The organism is Pseudomonas sp. 1D4, assembly GCF_001728925.1.
GTDB lineage: Bacteria > Pseudomonadota > Gammaproteobacteria > Pseudomonadales > Pseudomonadaceae > Metapseudomonas > Metapseudomonas otitidis.
In genome coordinates, this window is the sequence record NZ_LXJQ01000023.1 from 56,378 (window position 1) to 72,113 (window position 15,736).

Annotated in this window: 14 protein-coding genes; 11 read left to right on the forward strand and 3 right to left on the reverse strand. The window is 66.5% G+C overall.

Annotation, left to right across the window (positions count from 1 at the left end; all coding sequences use genetic code 11):
- Position 1 precedes the first annotated feature (1 nt).
- Both A7D27_RS13630 and A7D27_RS13635 read right to left on the reverse strand, forming a co-directional pair.
- Positions 2 to 322, reverse strand: coding sequence for a type II toxin-antitoxin system YafQ family toxin (locus A7D27_RS13630; protein ID WP_069565198.1), 321 nt, complete (start codon positions 320 to 322; stop codon positions 2 to 4).
- Positions 249 to 578 carry a type II toxin-antitoxin system RelB/DinJ family antitoxin gene (locus A7D27_RS13635; protein WP_069565199.1) on the reverse strand — a complete coding sequence of 110 codons (330 nt, stop codon included), beginning with the start codon at positions 576 to 578 and terminating at the stop codon, positions 249 to 251. Before A7D27_RS13635 ends, A7D27_RS13630 begins: the two co-directional genes overlap by 74 nt.
- A gap of 451 nt (positions 579 to 1,029) precedes the next feature.
- Here A7D27_RS13635 and rfbB point away from each other — a divergent pair, with 451 nt between their 5' ends.
- Genes rfbB through dctD form a run of 6 tightly spaced genes read left to right on the forward strand, consistent with a single transcriptional unit; the run spans position 1,030 to position 7,603 of the window.
- The gene (gene rfbB, locus A7D27_RS13640; protein ID WP_069565200.1) at positions 1,030 to 2,094 is read left to right on the forward strand and encodes a dTDP-glucose 4,6-dehydratase; all 1,065 of its coding nucleotides are present in this window, start codon (positions 1,030 to 1,032) and stop codon (positions 2,092 to 2,094) included.
- Complete coding sequence (gene rfbA / locus A7D27_RS13645) at positions 2,091 to 2,963, forward strand: glucose-1-phosphate thymidylyltransferase RfbA (protein ID WP_069565201.1); 873 nt, start codon at positions 2,091 to 2,093, stop codon at positions 2,961 to 2,963. Before rfbB ends, rfbA begins: the two co-directional genes overlap by 4 nt.
- Entirely contained in the window at positions 2,960 to 3,505 is a 546-nt protein-coding gene (gene rfbC / locus A7D27_RS13650) for a dTDP-4-dehydrorhamnose 3,5-epimerase (RefSeq protein WP_069565202.1), read from the forward strand. Before rfbA ends, rfbC begins: the two co-directional genes overlap by 4 nt.
- Positions 3,502 to 4,368: a dTDP-4-dehydrorhamnose reductase gene (rfbD, locus tag A7D27_RS13655; RefSeq protein ID WP_069565203.1), complete on the forward strand. Its 867-nt coding sequence runs from the start codon at positions 3,502 to 3,504 to the stop codon at positions 4,366 to 4,368. Before rfbC ends, rfbD begins: the two co-directional genes overlap by 4 nt.
- Positions 4,369 to 4,415: 47 nt before the next feature.
- Positions 4,416 to 6,230, forward strand: a complete 1,815-nt coding sequence (locus tag A7D27_RS13660; protein ID WP_069565204.1) for a sensor histidine kinase — start codon at positions 4,416 to 4,418, stop codon at positions 6,228 to 6,230.
- A complete protein-coding gene (gene dctD, locus A7D27_RS13665) occupies positions 6,227 to 7,603 on the forward strand; it encodes a two-component system response regulator DctD (protein WP_069565205.1) in 1,377 nt (458 codons plus the stop codon). The genes A7D27_RS13660 and dctD overlap by 4 nt, the downstream gene beginning before the upstream one ends.
- A gap of 270 nt (positions 7,604 to 7,873) precedes the next feature.
- Here dctD and A7D27_RS13670 read toward each other — a convergent pair whose 3' ends face one another.
- Positions 7,874 to 8,239, reverse strand: a complete 366-nt coding sequence (locus A7D27_RS13670; protein ID WP_069565206.1) for a DUF5064 family protein — start codon at positions 8,237 to 8,239, stop codon at positions 7,874 to 7,876.
- Positions 8,240 to 8,611: 372 nt separating this feature from the next.
- Here A7D27_RS13670 and arcD point away from each other — a divergent pair, with 372 nt between their 5' ends.
- The 5 genes from arcD to A7D27_RS13695 all read left to right on the forward strand — a co-directional run bounded on the left by arcD (position 8,612) and on the right by A7D27_RS13695 (position 15,689).
- Entirely contained in the window at positions 8,612 to 10,039 is a 1,428-nt protein-coding gene (gene arcD, locus A7D27_RS13675) for an arginine-ornithine antiporter (RefSeq protein ID WP_069559993.1), read from the forward strand.
- Positions 10,040 to 10,057: 18 nt separating this feature from the next.
- On the forward strand, positions 10,058 to 11,308 hold the full coding sequence (gene arcA / locus A7D27_RS13680) for an arginine deiminase (protein ID WP_069559994.1): 1,251 nt from the start codon (positions 10,058 to 10,060) through the stop codon (positions 11,306 to 11,308).
- 101 nt (positions 11,309 to 11,409) lie between these two features.
- Positions 11,410 to 12,420 carry an ornithine carbamoyltransferase gene (locus tag A7D27_RS13685; RefSeq protein ID WP_069565207.1) on the forward strand — a complete coding sequence of 337 codons (1,011 nt, stop codon included), beginning with the start codon at positions 11,410 to 11,412 and terminating at the stop codon, positions 12,418 to 12,420.
- Between the two features lie 184 nt (positions 12,421 to 12,604).
- Positions 12,605 to 13,531: a carbamate kinase gene (gene arcC / locus A7D27_RS13690; protein WP_044405343.1), complete on the forward strand. Its 927-nt coding sequence runs from the start codon at positions 12,605 to 12,607 to the stop codon at positions 13,529 to 13,531.
- A gap of 253 nt (positions 13,532 to 13,784) precedes the next feature.
- The gene (locus tag A7D27_RS13695; RefSeq protein ID WP_069565208.1) at positions 13,785 to 15,689 is read left to right on the forward strand and encodes a beta-ketoacyl synthase; all 1,905 of its coding nucleotides are present in this window, start codon (positions 13,785 to 13,787) and stop codon (positions 15,687 to 15,689) included.
- Positions 15,690 to 15,736: the final 47 nt, after the last annotated feature.

A 15,736-nucleotide genomic window follows, 5' to 3' on the forward strand; every position in this document is an offset into this window, starting at 1 on the left:
CCTATTTGAACAGCTCGGCATGGCTGCCCAGCTCGACGAAAATGACGTCCTCTTTTGTCACCTGGTAGATCAGAAGGAAGTCTCCGCGGATATGGCATTCGCGGTAGCCGGCCCAGTCGCCGGTCAGCTCGTGATCCAGGTATTCCTTCGGCAGAGGCTCGCCCATCCAGAGGAGCGTCATCACCTCGCGCAGCTCATGCATGTCATGCCGGCCTGCGCGGTTGTAACGCTCCCAGGATTTCTTGAACTCAGGCGTGCGGTCGGTGCGCTTGGGCAGCGCTGCCCGCTTTTCGTTTGCCGGCTTTGGGGACTTCTTGGCCATCTAGATCCTTAAACAGCTCGTCAATCGAATCGAACCGACTACGGATCTCGCGCGCCTGGGCCAGAGCTCGGGCGGTTTTCTCCGAAGGCACCCGCACCTCGAAGGGCAGGCCTTGAGTTGCCACGACCTGACGGAGGAAAAGGCGCATCGCGTCGCTGACGCTCAAGCCACAGGCCTTGAGAATGTCCGTGGCGTGTTCCTTCAAGTCCTCCTCGATGCGGCAACGCACGTCGGTGGTTTTCAGTACGGCAGCCATGGTATCACCTCTTCAGAAAATGTAGCTACGTTGTGGTAACGCATATACGATAGTAAACACCTGCTCAAATTTGATCAAGCAGATGCTATACGGCCTGACTAGCGGCTGCTTGCTATGCAATGGAGAAACCGGAGAGGGAGAGAAGTCTCGCGTGTTCAGCTCGGTACTGGTCATCCATTTTCGTGGCGGGGAGAGTGATTAGTACCTTTTTGAGTGCCTTTTATTTTTTTGGAACCTGTTGTGCCCTTAATTTTAAAGGCTTTGCTGGCTTAGATTTTGTTCCTGGTGCCGCACCATCTTTGAAAGCCTCGCTATTGCGGGGCTTTTTGCTTTCTGTGCGCTGCAGTGAGTACGCATCTCCAAATACGAATACCAGAAGCAACGTCAGCGTCTGGTCCTGCCACAGCACATGGGGTAAAACGCCTAATCGAGCCATCACTGGATCATTGCCATGCGTATTCTGGTCACCGGCGGAGCCGGCTTCATCGGTTCGGCTCTCGTCCGTTACCTGCTGAACGAGACGGAGCATGAGGTCCTCAACCTCGACAAGCTGACCTACGCCGGCAACCTGGAATCACTGGCCAGCATCGAAGGTCATCCCCGTTACCGCTTTCTCAAGGCCGACATCGCCGACAGCGAAGCCGTGGGCGCTGCCCTGGCGCAGTTCCAGCCGCACGCCATCATGCACCTAGCTGCGGAGTCCCATGTGGACCGTTCCATCGATGGCCCGGCGGCCTTCATACAGACCAATATCGTCGGCACCTATGCCCTGCTGGAAAGCACCCGCGCCTACTGGTCGTCCCTGAACACCGAGCGCAAGGCGGCCTTCCGCTTCCACCACATTTCCACCGACGAGGTGTATGGCGATCTGCATGGCGTGGACGATCTGTTCACCGAGAGCACGCCCTACGCCCCCAGCTCGCCCTACTCCGCCAGCAAGGCCGCATCCGACCACCTGGTCCGTGCCTGGCACCGTACCTACGGCCTGCCGGTGCTGCTGACCAACTGCTCGAACAACTACGGCCCCTATCACTTCCCCGAGAAGCTGATCCCGCTGATGATCCTCAACGCCCTCGAAGGCAAGCCGCTGCCGGTCTATGGCGATGGCCTGCAGGTGCGCGACTGGCTGTTCGTCGAGGATCACGCCCGCGCCCTGGTGGAGGTGGTGACCCGTGGCCAGGTGGGCGAGACCTACAACATCGGTGGCCACAACGAGCAGAAGAACATCGAGGTGGTGCGCGGCATCTGCGCACTGCTGGAAGAACTGGCCCCGGCCAAGCCCGCCGGCATCGCCCGTTTCGAGGACCTGATCACCCACGTCAAGGACCGCCCGGGTCATGACCTGCGCTACGCCATCGACGCCGGCAAGATCGAGCGGGAACTGGGCTGGACCCCCCAGGAAACCTTCCACAGCGGCCTGCGCAAGACCGTGCAGTGGTACCTCGACAATCTGGAGTGGTGCCGCCACGTACAGGACGGCAGCTACCAACGCGAACGGCTGGGAGCCCACGCATGAAAGGCATCATCCTCGCGGGGGGCTCCGGCACCCGCCTGCACCCCATCACCCTCGGCGTGTCCAAGCAGCTGCTGCCGATCTACGACAAGCCGATGATCTACTACCCCCTCTCGGTGCTGATGCTCGCCGGCATCCGCGAAATCCTGATCATCTCCACCCCTCAGGACCTGCCGCAGTATCGAAACCTGCTGGGCGATGGCAGCCCATTCGGTGTTCACTTCAGCTACGCCGAACAGCCCTCGCCGGATGGCCTGGCCCAGGCCTTCCTGATCGGCGAAGACTTCATCGGCGGCGACTCGGTGTGCCTGATCCTCGGTGACAACATCTTCCACGGCCAGCACTTCACCGAAAAGCTCAAGCGCGCCGTGCAAGGCGCAAAGGGCGCGACCATCTTCGGCTACTGGGTGAAGGACGCGGAGCGTTTTGGGGTCATCGAATTTGATGATGACGGCCAGGCCCTCTCGATCGAGGAGAAGCCCGCCAAGCCCAAGTCCAGTTATGCCGTTACCGGGTTGTACTTCTACGACAATGATGTGATCCGAATCGCCAAGGCGGTGAAACCCTCGGCACGCGGCGAGTTGGAGATCACCGATGTCAACAACGCCTACCTCGCACGCGGCGATCTGCGTGTCGAAAAACTCGGCCGAGGCTTCGCCTGGCTCGATACAGGTACCCACGACAGCCTTCTCGACGCATCCCAGTATGTAAGGACCATCGAAGACCGACAGGGGCTCAAGGTGGCCTGCCTGGAGGAAATCGCGTTCCTGAACGGCTGGATCGACAAGTCAATGTTGCTGAAGCGGGCTGAAGCGTTCGGTAAGACCGGCTACGGCCATTACCTTTACCGATTGGTAGGCGAACACCTGTGAACGTCCTTTCTACCGACCTGCCGGACGTACTGATCCTCGAACCCCGCGTGTTCGGTGACGAGCGCGGCTTCTTCATGGAAAGCTTCAACGCCCGCACCTTCGAAGCGGGCACCGGCCTCCAGCGGGTGTTCGTCCAGGACAACCATTCCCGCTCACAGAAGGGTGTGCTGCGCGGCCTGCATTACCAACTGCAGCAGCCCCAGGGCAAGCTGGTGCGGGTCACCGCTGGCGAGGTGCTCGACGTCGCTGTCGACATCCGCCGCAGCTCGCCCACCTTCGGTCGCTGGGTCGGTGTGCATATCTCTGCCGAGAACAAGCGTCAGCTCTGGGTTCCAGAGGGTTTCGCCCACGGTTTCGTGGTGCTCAGCGAGTTCGCCGAGTTCCTCTACAAGACCACCGACTACTACGCCCCGGCCCATGAGCGCTGCATTCGCTGGGACGACCCGACCCTCGCCATCGACTGGCAACTGAGCGAAGCCCCCCAGCTCTCCGCCAAGGACCAGGCCGGCGTGCGCCTGGAAGACGCCGAGGTGTTCCCGTGAAGATCCTCGTCACCGGCCACAGCGGCCAGGTCGCCCGTGAACTGGCGCTGGCCCTCGCCGGCCAGAGTGAACTGCTGATCCTGGGCCGCGACCGCCTCGACCTTGCCGACAGCGAGGCCATCCGCCGGCGGGTCCGTGCCGAGCGTCCCAAGCTGATCATCAACGCCGCCGCCCACACCGCCGTGGATCAGGCCGAGAGCGAGCCCGAGGCCGCCTTCGCCCTCAACGCCACCGCACCCGGCGTGCTGGCCGAAGAGGCTGCAGCCCTGGGTGCGCCGCTGATCCACTACTCCACCGACTACGTCTTCGATGGCCGCAAGACCGCGCCCTACACCGAGGACGACCTGCCCAACCCGCTGGGCGTCTACGGCCGCAGCAAACTGGCCGGGGAAGAGGCGATCCGCGCGGTGGGCGGTGCACACCTGATCCTGCGCACCAGTTGGGTCTATTCCCTGCACGGGCGCAACTTCCTGCTCACCATGCAGCGCCTGCTGCCGGAGCGCGAACAGCTGAACGTGGTGGACGACCAGGTCGGCGCGCCCACCTGGGCCGGCGACATCGCCACCGCCACCGCTGCACTGATCCAGCGCTGGCAACAAGGCCGCCAGGCCTGGGGCACCTACCACTTCACGGCCGGCGGCGAGACCTCCTGGTTCGGCTTCGCCAGCGCCATCGCCGAGACGCTGAAAGCCCAAGGCAAACCCTGCGCCCGCCTGGAGCCCATCCCCAGCAGCGCCTACCCGACGCCCGCCCAACGGCCGCTCAACTCGCGGCTGGACGGCAGCAAGCTGCGGCGCGACTGGGACGTCGCCCTGCCCGAATGGCGCCAGGGGCTGGAGGCGTGCCTGCGCCACCCTCGCTGAGCGCGCCGGTGTCATAATGCGCGCCACCCCGGGCGCATCCTGACACCATGACCGCGAACACCCTCCCCTACCGACCCCGCTGGCGCAGCCTCGTGCTGCTGGCACTGGTGCTCGCCCCCCTGCTCTGGCCCGCGCACCACCTGGCCGACCGCTACTACAACCGCACCCTGGCCGAGCAGAACCGGCAGACCCTCGACCTCTATGTCGCCAACCTGCTGGGCACCCTGCGCCGTTTCGAAGTGCTGCCACCGATCCTCGCCGACCTGCCGGCCCTGCGCGAGCAGCTCGCCGCCCCGCAGGACCCGGCCCGCCTGGACGCCGCCAACCGCCTGCTGAGTGAGGTGCGCGAGGAAACCGGGGCCGACGTCATCTACCTGATGAACCCCGAAGGCCGCACCCTCAGCTCTTCCAACTGGGACAAGGCCGACAGCTTCGTCGGCCGCGACTTCTCCTTCCGCCCCTACTTCCGCGAAGCCCTGCAGGGCCGCCAGGGGCGCTTCTTCGGCCTCGGCACCACCTCCGGCAAGCGCGGCTACTTCTACGCCAGCCCGGTGCTGGAGCAGGGCCGGGTGATCGGCATCCTGGTGGTCAAGGTCGACCTGGACGACGCCGAGTCCCTCTGGGGCAACACCCCCGAGCAACTGATGGTCACCGACGGCAACGGCGTCGCCATCATCACCTCCCGCCCCCAGTGGCGCTTCCACGCCACCCGCGAGCTGGACGCCGCCGAGCGCGCCGCCATCGCCGCCAACCAGCCCTACCCGACCCAGGTGCCCGAGCCCCTGCGCCTGCGCAGTCAGGACTGGATCACCCAGAGCCGCGAGCTGCAGGAAACCGGCTGGACCGTCAGCATCCTCGCCCCGCGCCTGCTGATCGACCGCCAGGTACGCACCACCGACGCCATCGTCGCCGCCACCCTGCTCGCCCTGCTGCTGCTCATCGGCCTGATGATGCAGCGCCGCCGGCACTACCTCGACCGCATCGCCCTCGACGCCCGCGCCCGCCAGGAGCTGGAGGCCCGCGTGCAGGAACGCACCCGCGACCTGGAGGCCTTGAACAACCGCCTCAAGGACGAAGTGCTCGAACGCGAACAGGCCCAGCAGGAACTGGTGCGCGCCCAGGACGAACTGGTGCAGTCCGGCAAGCTCACCGCCCTCGGCACCATGTCCGCCAGCATCAGCCACGAGCTCAACCAGCCCCTGGCGGCCATCCGCAGCTACGCCGACAACGCCGTGGTGCTGCTCGACCACCAACGCCACGACGACGCCCGCGCCAACCTCAACCTGATCAGCGAGCTGACCGGGCGCATGGCCTCGATCATCGCCCACCTGCGCGCCTTCGCCCGGCGCGACCGCCACGCCCCCGAGAGCGTCGCCCTGCAGCCGGCGGTGGACGACGCCCTCGCCCTGCTGGCCAAGCGCCGCCGTGCCATGGACGTGGAGCTGATCCGCGACCTGCCCGAGGCCCAGCTCTGGGTCCAGGCCGGCGAAACCCGCCTGCGCCAGGTGCTCGGCAACCTCCTGGCCAACGCCCTCGACGCCCTGGGCGAAAAACCCCAGCCGCGGCGCATCTGGATCAGCACCGCCGCCCCCGAACCCGGCATCGTCGAACTGCACCTGCGGGACAACGGCCCCGGCTTCAGCGCCGAGGCCCTGCAGCGCGCCCGTGAACCCTTCTTCACCACCAAGACCAGCGCCCAGGGCCTGGGACTCGGCCTGGCCATCTGCGACAGCCTCATGCGCGCCCTGGGTGGCGAGCTGCTGTTCGACAACCACCCCGAAGGGGGCGCCCTGCTGACCCTGCGCCTGCGCACCGCCGTACCTGGCGCCAACCCCCTGTCGCCCGAGGACATCGCCCCATGACCGTACCCCTCGACCCCACCGTCCAGGTCCTGCTGATCGACGACGACCCGCACCTGCGCCAGGCCCTCAGCCAGACCCTCGACCTGGCCGGGCTCAAGGTCGCCAGCCTGGGGGATGCCAAGGGCGTCGCTGACGCACTCGACCCCGACTGGCCCGGCGTGGTGGTCAGCGACATCCGCATGCCCGGCATCGACGGCCTGGAGTTGCTGCGCCAGCTCCACGCCCGCGACCCACAGTTGCCGGTGCTGCTGATCACCGGCCACGGCGACGTGCCCCTGGCGGTGCAGGCCATGCGCGCCGGCGCCTACGACTTCCTGGAGAAGCCCTTCGCCAGCGACGACCTGCTGGACAGCGTGCGCCGTGCCCTCGACCTGCGCCGCCTGGTGCTGGAGAACCGCAGCCTGCGCCTGGCCCTCTCCGACCGGCAGCAGCTCAGTGCCCGCATCATCGGCCAGTCCGCCGCCAGCCAGCGCCTGCGCGAACAGGTCGGCGCCCTCGCCGCCACCCAGGCCGACGTGCTGATCCTCGGCGAGACCGGGGCCGGCAAGGAGGTGGTCGCCCGCGCCCTGCACGACCTGTCCAGCCGGCGCGACGGCCCCTTCGTCGCCATCAACGCCGGCGCCCTGGCCGAATCGGTGGTGGAAAGCGAGCTGTTCGGCCATGAGCAAGGCGCCTTCACCGGCGCCACCAAGCGCCGCATCGGCAAGTTCGAATACGCCAACGGCGGCACGCTGTTCCTCGACGAGATCGAGAGCATGAGCCCCGACGTCCAGGTCAAGCTGCTGCGCCTGCTGCAGGAACGGGTGGTGGAGCGCCTCGGCGCCAACCAGTTGATCCCGCTGGACATCCGCATCATCGCCGCCACCAAGGAAGACCTGCGCCAGGCCGCCGACCAGGGCCGCTTCCGCGCCGACCTCTACTATCGCCTCAACGTCGCCAGCCTGCGCCTCCCACCGCTGCGCGAGCGCGGCGAGGACATCCTCCTGCTGTTCCGCCACTTCGCCGAAGCCGCCTCGGCCCGCCACGGCGGCCAGCCGCGCCCGCTGGACGCCGGCCAGCGCGCCACCCTGCTGGCCCACAACTGGCCGGGCAACGTGCGCGAGCTGCAGAACGCCGCCGAACGCTTCGCCCTGGGCCTGGACCTGGCGCTGGACAACAGCGCGCCGGAGGTGCCCCTCGGCGGAGGCGGCCTCAGCGAACAGGTGGAAGCCTTCGAAAAAGCCCTGATCCAGGCCGAGCTGGCCAACCCCCACAGCTCCATGCGCAGCCTGGCAGAAGCCCTCGGCCTGCCGCGCAAGACCCTCTCGGACAAGCTGCGCAAGCACAACCTGGCCTTCATCGGCGGAAATCCGAACGACGACGGCGAGGGCTAGGCGGAAAACCGCCCAGCGTCACACGCGCTCTCCAGCCACAGGGCACGCCGGGCAAGGGCTTCAGCCATGGAATGGGCCTGGCACAGCCCTTGCTCATCAGCCCCCGCCCGGCACGCGCCGGGCCTGGGCACCCGCCAGCGGCAGGTGCCCGCCCGCAGCGGTCACAAGCCGCCAGCGGGTCACTCCCTCGATCGGCTGCCCTGCAGCCAGGCGCCGGGCCACCCGCCCGCCGTCATCGGTGAAGAGCCCGGCCACCCGCCGGGCTCTTCGTCACCCCTCCCGCTCCCGCAGGAATCGTTCCAGGTCCACCGGCGTTCCCGGTGCCGCGTGCAACTGCGCGCGCAGGTCATCGAACACCCGCACGTAGTCCCGATGATGGGCCAGGGGCTCGAGCGCGCCCGATGCCAGGCCGTGCCGTCGCAAGCAGCGGCAGGCGCGGTGGAGAAAGTTGTAGGCAACGTCGCGGTGCAGGCGGAAGCGGTCATGGAAGGGCCGCCCGCTGACCTCGCCGGCCAGGTCGAAGTGCACATAGGGGCCGTCATCGTCCTGACGCAGTGCATAGTCCAGGTCGAAGCGATAAGCCGGGTACATGCCCAGCGGCTCGCTGCGGATATCCAGGTGTCCGGGGCGGAACATCATTCACCTCCACCGATGTCGAGAAGCCCGGGGGGCCCTGTCCCTGGGCCGGCTTATAGCGGGACGTGATTACCGCCTGATTGCGCTATTCCCTTCGGCAGAAAAGCGAAACCGCCAGCCTGCTCCTTCACCGTTCCCCGCAACTTGAATTGAAATCAAAACCGTCTAGCTTGAACCGGACGCTGCTCCAGGGAAGGTCAAAAGCCCCGCCAATCGAGGCTCATAGCCCTCCCTGGAAAGCTGTCGAGCTGCTCAGGTTTCTGTCGGAAATTGTTCCTCGCACATCGTTAGCTGGCTATTGACCCACGTCATCACTCTTCCATGAAAGGAAGAGCCAACTACGCACAGTTCCTACTCGAATGGAGGTGCAAGATGTCAGACTCCACGCACAAACTCCGACTCGGCGCGCTCGTCGCCCTGGTGGTCGGTTCCATGATCGGCGGCGGGATCTTCTCCCTGCCCCAGAACATGGCAGCCAGTGCAGATGCCGGCGCAATCCTCATCGGCTGGGCGATCACCGCCGTCGGCATGCTGACCCTGGCGTTCGTCTTCCAGACCCTGGCCAACCGCAAGCCCAACCTCGACGGCGGCGTCTACGCCTACGCCAAGGCCGGGTTCGGTGACTACATGGGCTTCTCCTCGGCCTGGGGCTACTGGATCAGCGCCTGGCTGGGCAACGTCGGCTACTTCGTTCTGCTGTTCAGCACCCTCGGCTACTTCTTCCCGATCTTCGGCGAGGGCAACACGCCCGCGGCCATCGTCGGCGCCTCAGTGGTGCTCTGGGCCGTGCATTTCCTGGTGCTGCGCGGCATCCGGGAGGCGGCCTTCATCAACCTCGTGACCACCATCGCCAAGGTGGTGCCGCTGTTCCTGTTCATCCTCATCTGCCTGTTCGCCTTCAAGCTGGACATCTTCACCGCTGACATCTGGGGCACCAAGAACCCCGAGCTGGGCAGCGTGATGAACCAGGTGCGCAACATGATGCTGGTCACCGTCTGGGTGTTCATCGGCATCGAAGGCGCGAGCATCTTCTCCGCCCGCGCCGAGAAGCGCAGCGACGTCGGCAAGGCCACCATCCTCGGCTTCGTCATCGTGCTGCTGTTGCTGGTGCTGGTGAACGTACTGTCCCTCGGCATCATGACCCAGCCGGAACTGGCCCAACTGAAGAACCCCTCCATGGCCGCCGTGCTGGAGCATGTGGTGGGGCACTGGGGCGCGGTGCTGATCAGCGTCGGCCTGGTGGTCTCGCTGGTAGGGGCGCTGCTGTCCTGGGTGCTGCTGTGTGCGGAGATCCTCTTCGCCGCCGCGAAGGACCACACCATGCCGGAGTTCCTACGTCGCGAGAACGCCAACCACGTCCCCGCCAACGCACTCTGGCTGACCAACGCCATGGTGCAGTTGTTCCTCATCGTCACGCTGTTCAACAACAGCACCTACCTGTCGCTGATCTACCTGGCCACCTCGATGATCCTGGTGCCGTACTTCTGGTCCGCCGCCTACGCCGTGCTGCTGCCGCTGCGGGGCGAGACCTACGAGCAGGACGCCAGCGAGCGCGGCAAGGACCTGGCCATCGCCGGCCTCGCCCTGATCTACGCCACCTGGCTGCTGTACGCCGGCGGCGTGAAGTACCTGCTGCTCTCGGCGCTGCTCTACGCCCCCGGCGCCATCCTCTTCGCCAAGGCCAAGCATGAACTCGGCCAACCGGTATTCACCCCTGTCGAGAAGCTGATCTTCGCCGCCGTCGTCATCGGCGCGCTGGTAGCGGCCTATGGCCTCTACGACGGCTTCCTGACCCTCTGATCCGCAAGGAGACCTGCCATGTCCAACGTCAAACTCGGCGTCCACTCCGAAGCCGGCAAACTGCACAAAGTGATGGTCTGCTCCCCCGGCCTCGCCCACATGCGGCTGACCCCGAACAACTGCGACGAACTGCTGTTCGACGATGTCATCTGGGTCAACCAGGCCAAGCGCGACCACTTCGACTTCGTCACCAAGATGCGCGAGCGCGGCATCGAAGTGCTGGAGATGCACAACCTGCTCACCGACATCGTGCAGAACCCCGAGGCCCTGAAGTGGATCCTCGACCGCAAGATCACCCCCGACCAGGTCGGCGTCGGCCTGGTCAACGAAGTGCGCGCCTGGCTCGAAGAGCAGGAGCCGCGCAAGCTCGCCGAATACCTGATCGGCGGCGTCGCCGGCTCCGACCTGCCGGACAGCGAAGGGGTCAGCGCGATCAAGATGTACCGCGACTACCTGGGCCACTCCAGCTTCATCCTGCCGCCGCTGCCCAACACCCAGTTCACCCGCGACACCACCTGCTGGATCTACGGCGGCGTCACGCTCAACCCCATGTACTGGCCGGCGCGACGTCAGGAAACCCTGCTGACCACCGCCATCTACAAGTTCCACCCGCAGTTCACCGGCGCCGACTTCGAAGTCTGGTACGGCGACCCGGACAAGGACCACGGCATGGCCACCCTCGAAGGCGGCGACGTGATGCCCATCGGCAACGGCGTGGTGCTCATCGGCATGGGCGAGCGCACCTCGCGCCAGGCCATCGGCCAACTGGCACAGTCGCTGTTCAGCAAGGGTGCGGTGCAGAAGATCATCGTCGCCGGCCTGCCCAAGTCCCGCGCCGCCATGCACCTGGACACCGTGTTCACCTTCTGCGACCGCGACCTGGTGACCATCTTCCCGGAAGTGGTGCGCGAGATCGTGCCCTTCGTCCTGCGCCCGGACGAGAGCCGCCCCTACGGCATCGACATCCGCCGCGAAGAGAAGCACTTCGTCGACGTGGTCGCCGAATCCCTCGGCCTCAAGCAACTGCGCGTGGTGCAGACCGGCGGTGACAGCTTCGAAGCCGAACGCGAGCAATGGGACGACGGCAACAACGTGGTCTGCCTGGAGCCCGGCGTGGTCATCGGCTACGACCGCAACACCTACACCAACACCCAACTGCGCAAGGCGGGTGTCGAGGTGGTCACCATCAGTGCCAGCGAACTCGGCCGCGGCCGCGGCGGTGGCCACTGCATGACCTGCCCGATCCTGCGCGACCCGATCGACTACTGAGACCCGGCGGCGGCCGTCACCCACGGCCGCCTCCGCCCCGCCGACGCCACGAGCAGTACAGGCGAGGCCCTTCTTCCGACCTGCCCACAAGGAGCACGACCATGGCCTTCAACATGCACAACCGCAACCTGCTGAGCCTGATGCACCACAGCACCCGCGAGCTGCGCTACCTGCTGGACCTCTCCCGCGACCTCAAGCGCGCCAAGTACACCGGCACCGAGCAGCAGCACCTCAAGCGCAAGAACATCGCGCTGATCTTCGAGAAGACCTCCACCCGCACCCGCTGCGCCTTCGAGGTCGCCGCCTATGACCAGGGCGCCAACGTCACCTACATCGACCCCAACTCCTCGCAGATCGGCCACAAGGAGAGCATGAAGGACACCGCCCGGGTGCTCGGCCGCATGTACGACGCCATCGAGTACCGCGGCTTCCATCAGGACATCGTCGAAGAACTGGCCACCTACGCCGGCGTGCCGGTGTTCAACGGCCTCACCGACGAGTACCACCCGACCCAGATGCTCGCCGACGTGCTGACCATGCGCGAGCACAGCGACAAGCCCCTGCACGACATCCGCTACGCCTACCTGGGCGACGCCCGCAACAACATGGGCAACTCCCTGCTGCTGATCGGCGCCAAGCTCGGCATGGACGTGCGCATCGCCGCACCGAAAGCCCTCTGGCCCAGCGATGAACACGTCGCCGCGTGCAAGAAGTTCGCCGAGGAAAGCGGCGCCCGCATCACCCTCACCGAAGACCCGAAGGAAGCGGTGAAGTGCGTGGACTTCGTCCACACCGACGTGTGGGTCTCCATGGGCGAGCCGGTGGAAGCCTGGGGCGAGCGCATCAAGGAGCTGCTGCCCTACCAGGTGAACATGGACATCATGAAAGCCACCGGTAACCCCCGGGCCAAGTTCATGCACTGCCTGCCAGCCTTCCACAACAGCGATACCAAGGTCGGCAAGCAGATCGCCGAGCAGTACCCGCACCTGAAGAACGGCATCGAAGTCACCGAGGACGTCTTCGAGTCCCCCTACAACATCGCCTTCGAGCAGGCGGAAAACCGCATGCACACCATCAAGGCGATTCTCGTCGCGACCCTCGCCGACATCTGATTCCAGTTCGCCACAGGGGCGCTGGCTTTGTCGGCCGCACTGCGCGGCTCCTCACCGAACCGAGGTACGGGTCGTCGCTGCTCGCTTGCCTTCGCGCCCTCATCCCCTGCGGCTTCCCGGAATCCGAGTGATCAGGAGACGGAGCGGAAAACCGCTCCCTCTCCCCTGCAACAGGAGAACAATCATGCGAATAGTCATCGCGTTGGGCGGCAACGCCCTGCTGCGCCGAGGCGAAGCCATGACCGCCGACAACCAGCGGGACAACGTCCGCGTCGCCTGCGAGCAGATCGCCAAGGTCGCCCCCGGCAACGAACTGGTGATCGCCCACGGCAACGGCCCGCAAGTGGGCCTGCTGGCCCTCCAGGGCGCCGCCTACGACGCCGCCAACCCCTACCCGCTGGACGTGCTCGGGGCCGAGACCGAGGGCATGATCGGCTACATGATCGAACAGGAGCTGGGCAACCTGCTCCCGGTCGAAGTGCCCTTCGCCACCCTGCTCACCCAGGTGGAAGTGGACCCGGCCGACCCCGCCTTCCAGCACCCCAGCAAGCCCATCGGCCCGGTCTACCCCCGCGAGGACGCCGAACGCCTGGCCGCTGAAAAAGGCTGGGCCATCGCTCCTGACGGCGACAAGTTCCGCCGCGTGGTCGCCAGCCCCAGGCCCAAGCAGATCTTCGAGATCCGCCCGATCAAGTGGCTGCTGGAGAAAGGCTCGGTGGTCATCTGCGCCGGCGGCGGCGGCATCCCCACGATGTACGAGAACGGCAAGCTCAAGGGCGTCGAAGCGGTCATCGACAAGGACCTCTGCTCCGCCCTGCTGGCCCGCCAACTGGAGAGCGACCTGCTGGTGATCGCCACCGACGTGGACGCCGCCTACGTCGACTGGGGCAAGCCCACGCAGAAGGCCATCGCCCAGGCCCACCCCGACGAACTGGAGCGCCTCGGCTTCGCCGCCGGCTCCATGGGGCCCAAGGTCCAGGCCGCCTGCGAGTTCGCCCGCGAGACCGGCCGTCCTGCGGTGATCGGTGCCCTGAAGGACATCGAAGCCATCGCCCGGGGCCAGGCCGGCACCCGCGTCAGCACCGCCACCCCCGGCCTCAGCTACCGCTGAAGCCCAGGCCCGGCGCACCCTCGCGGGCCGCCGGGCGCCTCATCTGCCGGCAGCACCGGCCGCCCTCCAAGTGACTCGACGGTCATAGACCGCGTCAGGTATGGCATTCGGTTCGTACGAGCTGCCACCCGGTCCGTGACCGGGCCCCGACCTCGCACCCCTGGCCAGCCGCCCCTGCGGTCTCCTTGGCCCGTCTTCACCGCGTCGTCACCGGGCCCTGCCACGCCATGGTCATTTGAGGAGTGTTCCAGTCATGTCCCGACTTCCGGTCATCGTTGGTTTTGGCGGCTACAACGCGGCAGGACGCAGTTCCTTCCACCACGGTTTCCGCCGCACCGTGATCGAGAGCCTCGATGCCGCCACCCGCCAGGAAACCCTGGCCGGCCTCGCCGTGATGACCAAGCTGGTGACCGTGGTCGACGGCCAGTACCTGGACGCCGACGGCAAGCCCCTGGACCTGCCCGCCATCGAAGCCCGCTACGGCGAGCGCGTGCTGGCCTCCACCCTGGTGCGCCGCATCGAGAAGAGCGTCCTCGACGTGGACGCCGCGCCCTGGCAGAAAAGCATCGGCGTGACCCCCGAGGACGGCGCCCGCATCACCTTCATCACCTCGCGCAAGCAACTGCCCGAGCCCCTGCCGACCAGCTGGAGCGTGGAAACCCTGGACAGCGGCGAGGTGCGCGTCACCCTCGGCGGCACCAGCGAATTCAAGGTCGAGAGCTTCCGCGCGCTGCCAGTGAAATCCGCCGGCCAACTGCCCAGCGGCTTCGAGCCCGGCGAGCTGTACAACTCCCGCTTCCACCCCCGCGGCCTGCAACTGTCGGTGGTGGCCGCCACCGACGCCATCCGCTCCATCGGCCTGCCCTGGCAGCAGATCGTCGATCAGGTGCAGCCCGACGAGATCGCCGTGTTCTCCGGCAGCATCATGAGCCAGCTCGACGAAAACGGCTTCGGCGGCCTCATGCAGTCGCGCCTCAAGGGCGGCCGCGTCACCGCCAAGCAGTTGCCCCTGGGCCTGAACACCATGCCCGCCGACTTCATCAACGCCTACGTGCTGGGCAGCGTCGGCACCACCGGCAGCGTCACCGGCGCCTGCGCCACCTTCCTCTACAACCTGCAGAAGGCCATCGAGCAGATCACCAGCGGCCACGCCCGCGTCGCCCTGGTGGGCAACGCCGAAGCACCGATCAACCAGGAATGCATCGACGGCTACGGCGCCATGGGCGCCCTGGCCACCGAAGACGGCCTGCGCCAGGTCGGCGGCCGCGACGACGTGGACTTCCGCCGCGCCAGCCGCCCGTTCGGCGAGAACTGCGGCTTCACCCTGGCCGAATCCAGCCAGTACGTGGTGCTGATGGATGACGAACTGGCCCTGCAGCTGGGCGCCGACATCCACGGTGCCGTCACTGACGTGTTCATCAACGCCGACGGTTTCAAGAAGTCCATCTCCGCACCCGGCCCGGGCAACTACCTGACCCTGGCCAAGGCCGTGGCCAGCGCCACCCAACTGTTCGGCAGCGACGCCGTGCGCCAGCGCAGCTTCGTCCACGCCCACGGCTCCAGCACCCCGGCCAACCGCGTCACCGAATCCGAACTGCTGGACCGCATTGCCGGCGCCTTCGGCATCGACAACTGGCCGCTGACCGCCGTGAAGGCCTTCGTCGGCCACTCCCTCGCCGCCGCCAGCGGCGACCAGTTGATCTCCGCCCTCGGCACCTTCCGCTACGGCATCCTGCCGGGCATCAAGACCATCGACCGGGTCGCCGACGACGTCCACCAGCAGCGCCTGGCCATCCCCCTGGCCGACCAGCGCGACCGGGCGAACCTGGACATCTGCTTCATCAACTCCAAGGGCTTCGGCGGCAACAACGCCACCGGCGTGGTGATCAGCCCGCGCCTGGCCGAGCGCATGCTGCACAAGCGCCACGGCGCCGATGCCTTCGCCGCCTACCTGGACAAGCGCGAGGCCACCCGCGCCGCCGCCCGCGACTACGACGCCCGCGCCCTGATGGGCGAGCTGGACATCATCTACAACTTCGGCAACGACCTGATCGACGACCGCGAGCTGGAAGTCTCCCCCGACGGCGTGAAGGTCCCCGGCTTCGCCCGCCCGCTGCTCTACGCCCGCGACGAACGCTTCAGCGACATGCTCGACTGATCCGGACTGGTTGAGCGGGGTGGGCGGAAGCGGAAACACCGCCCGGC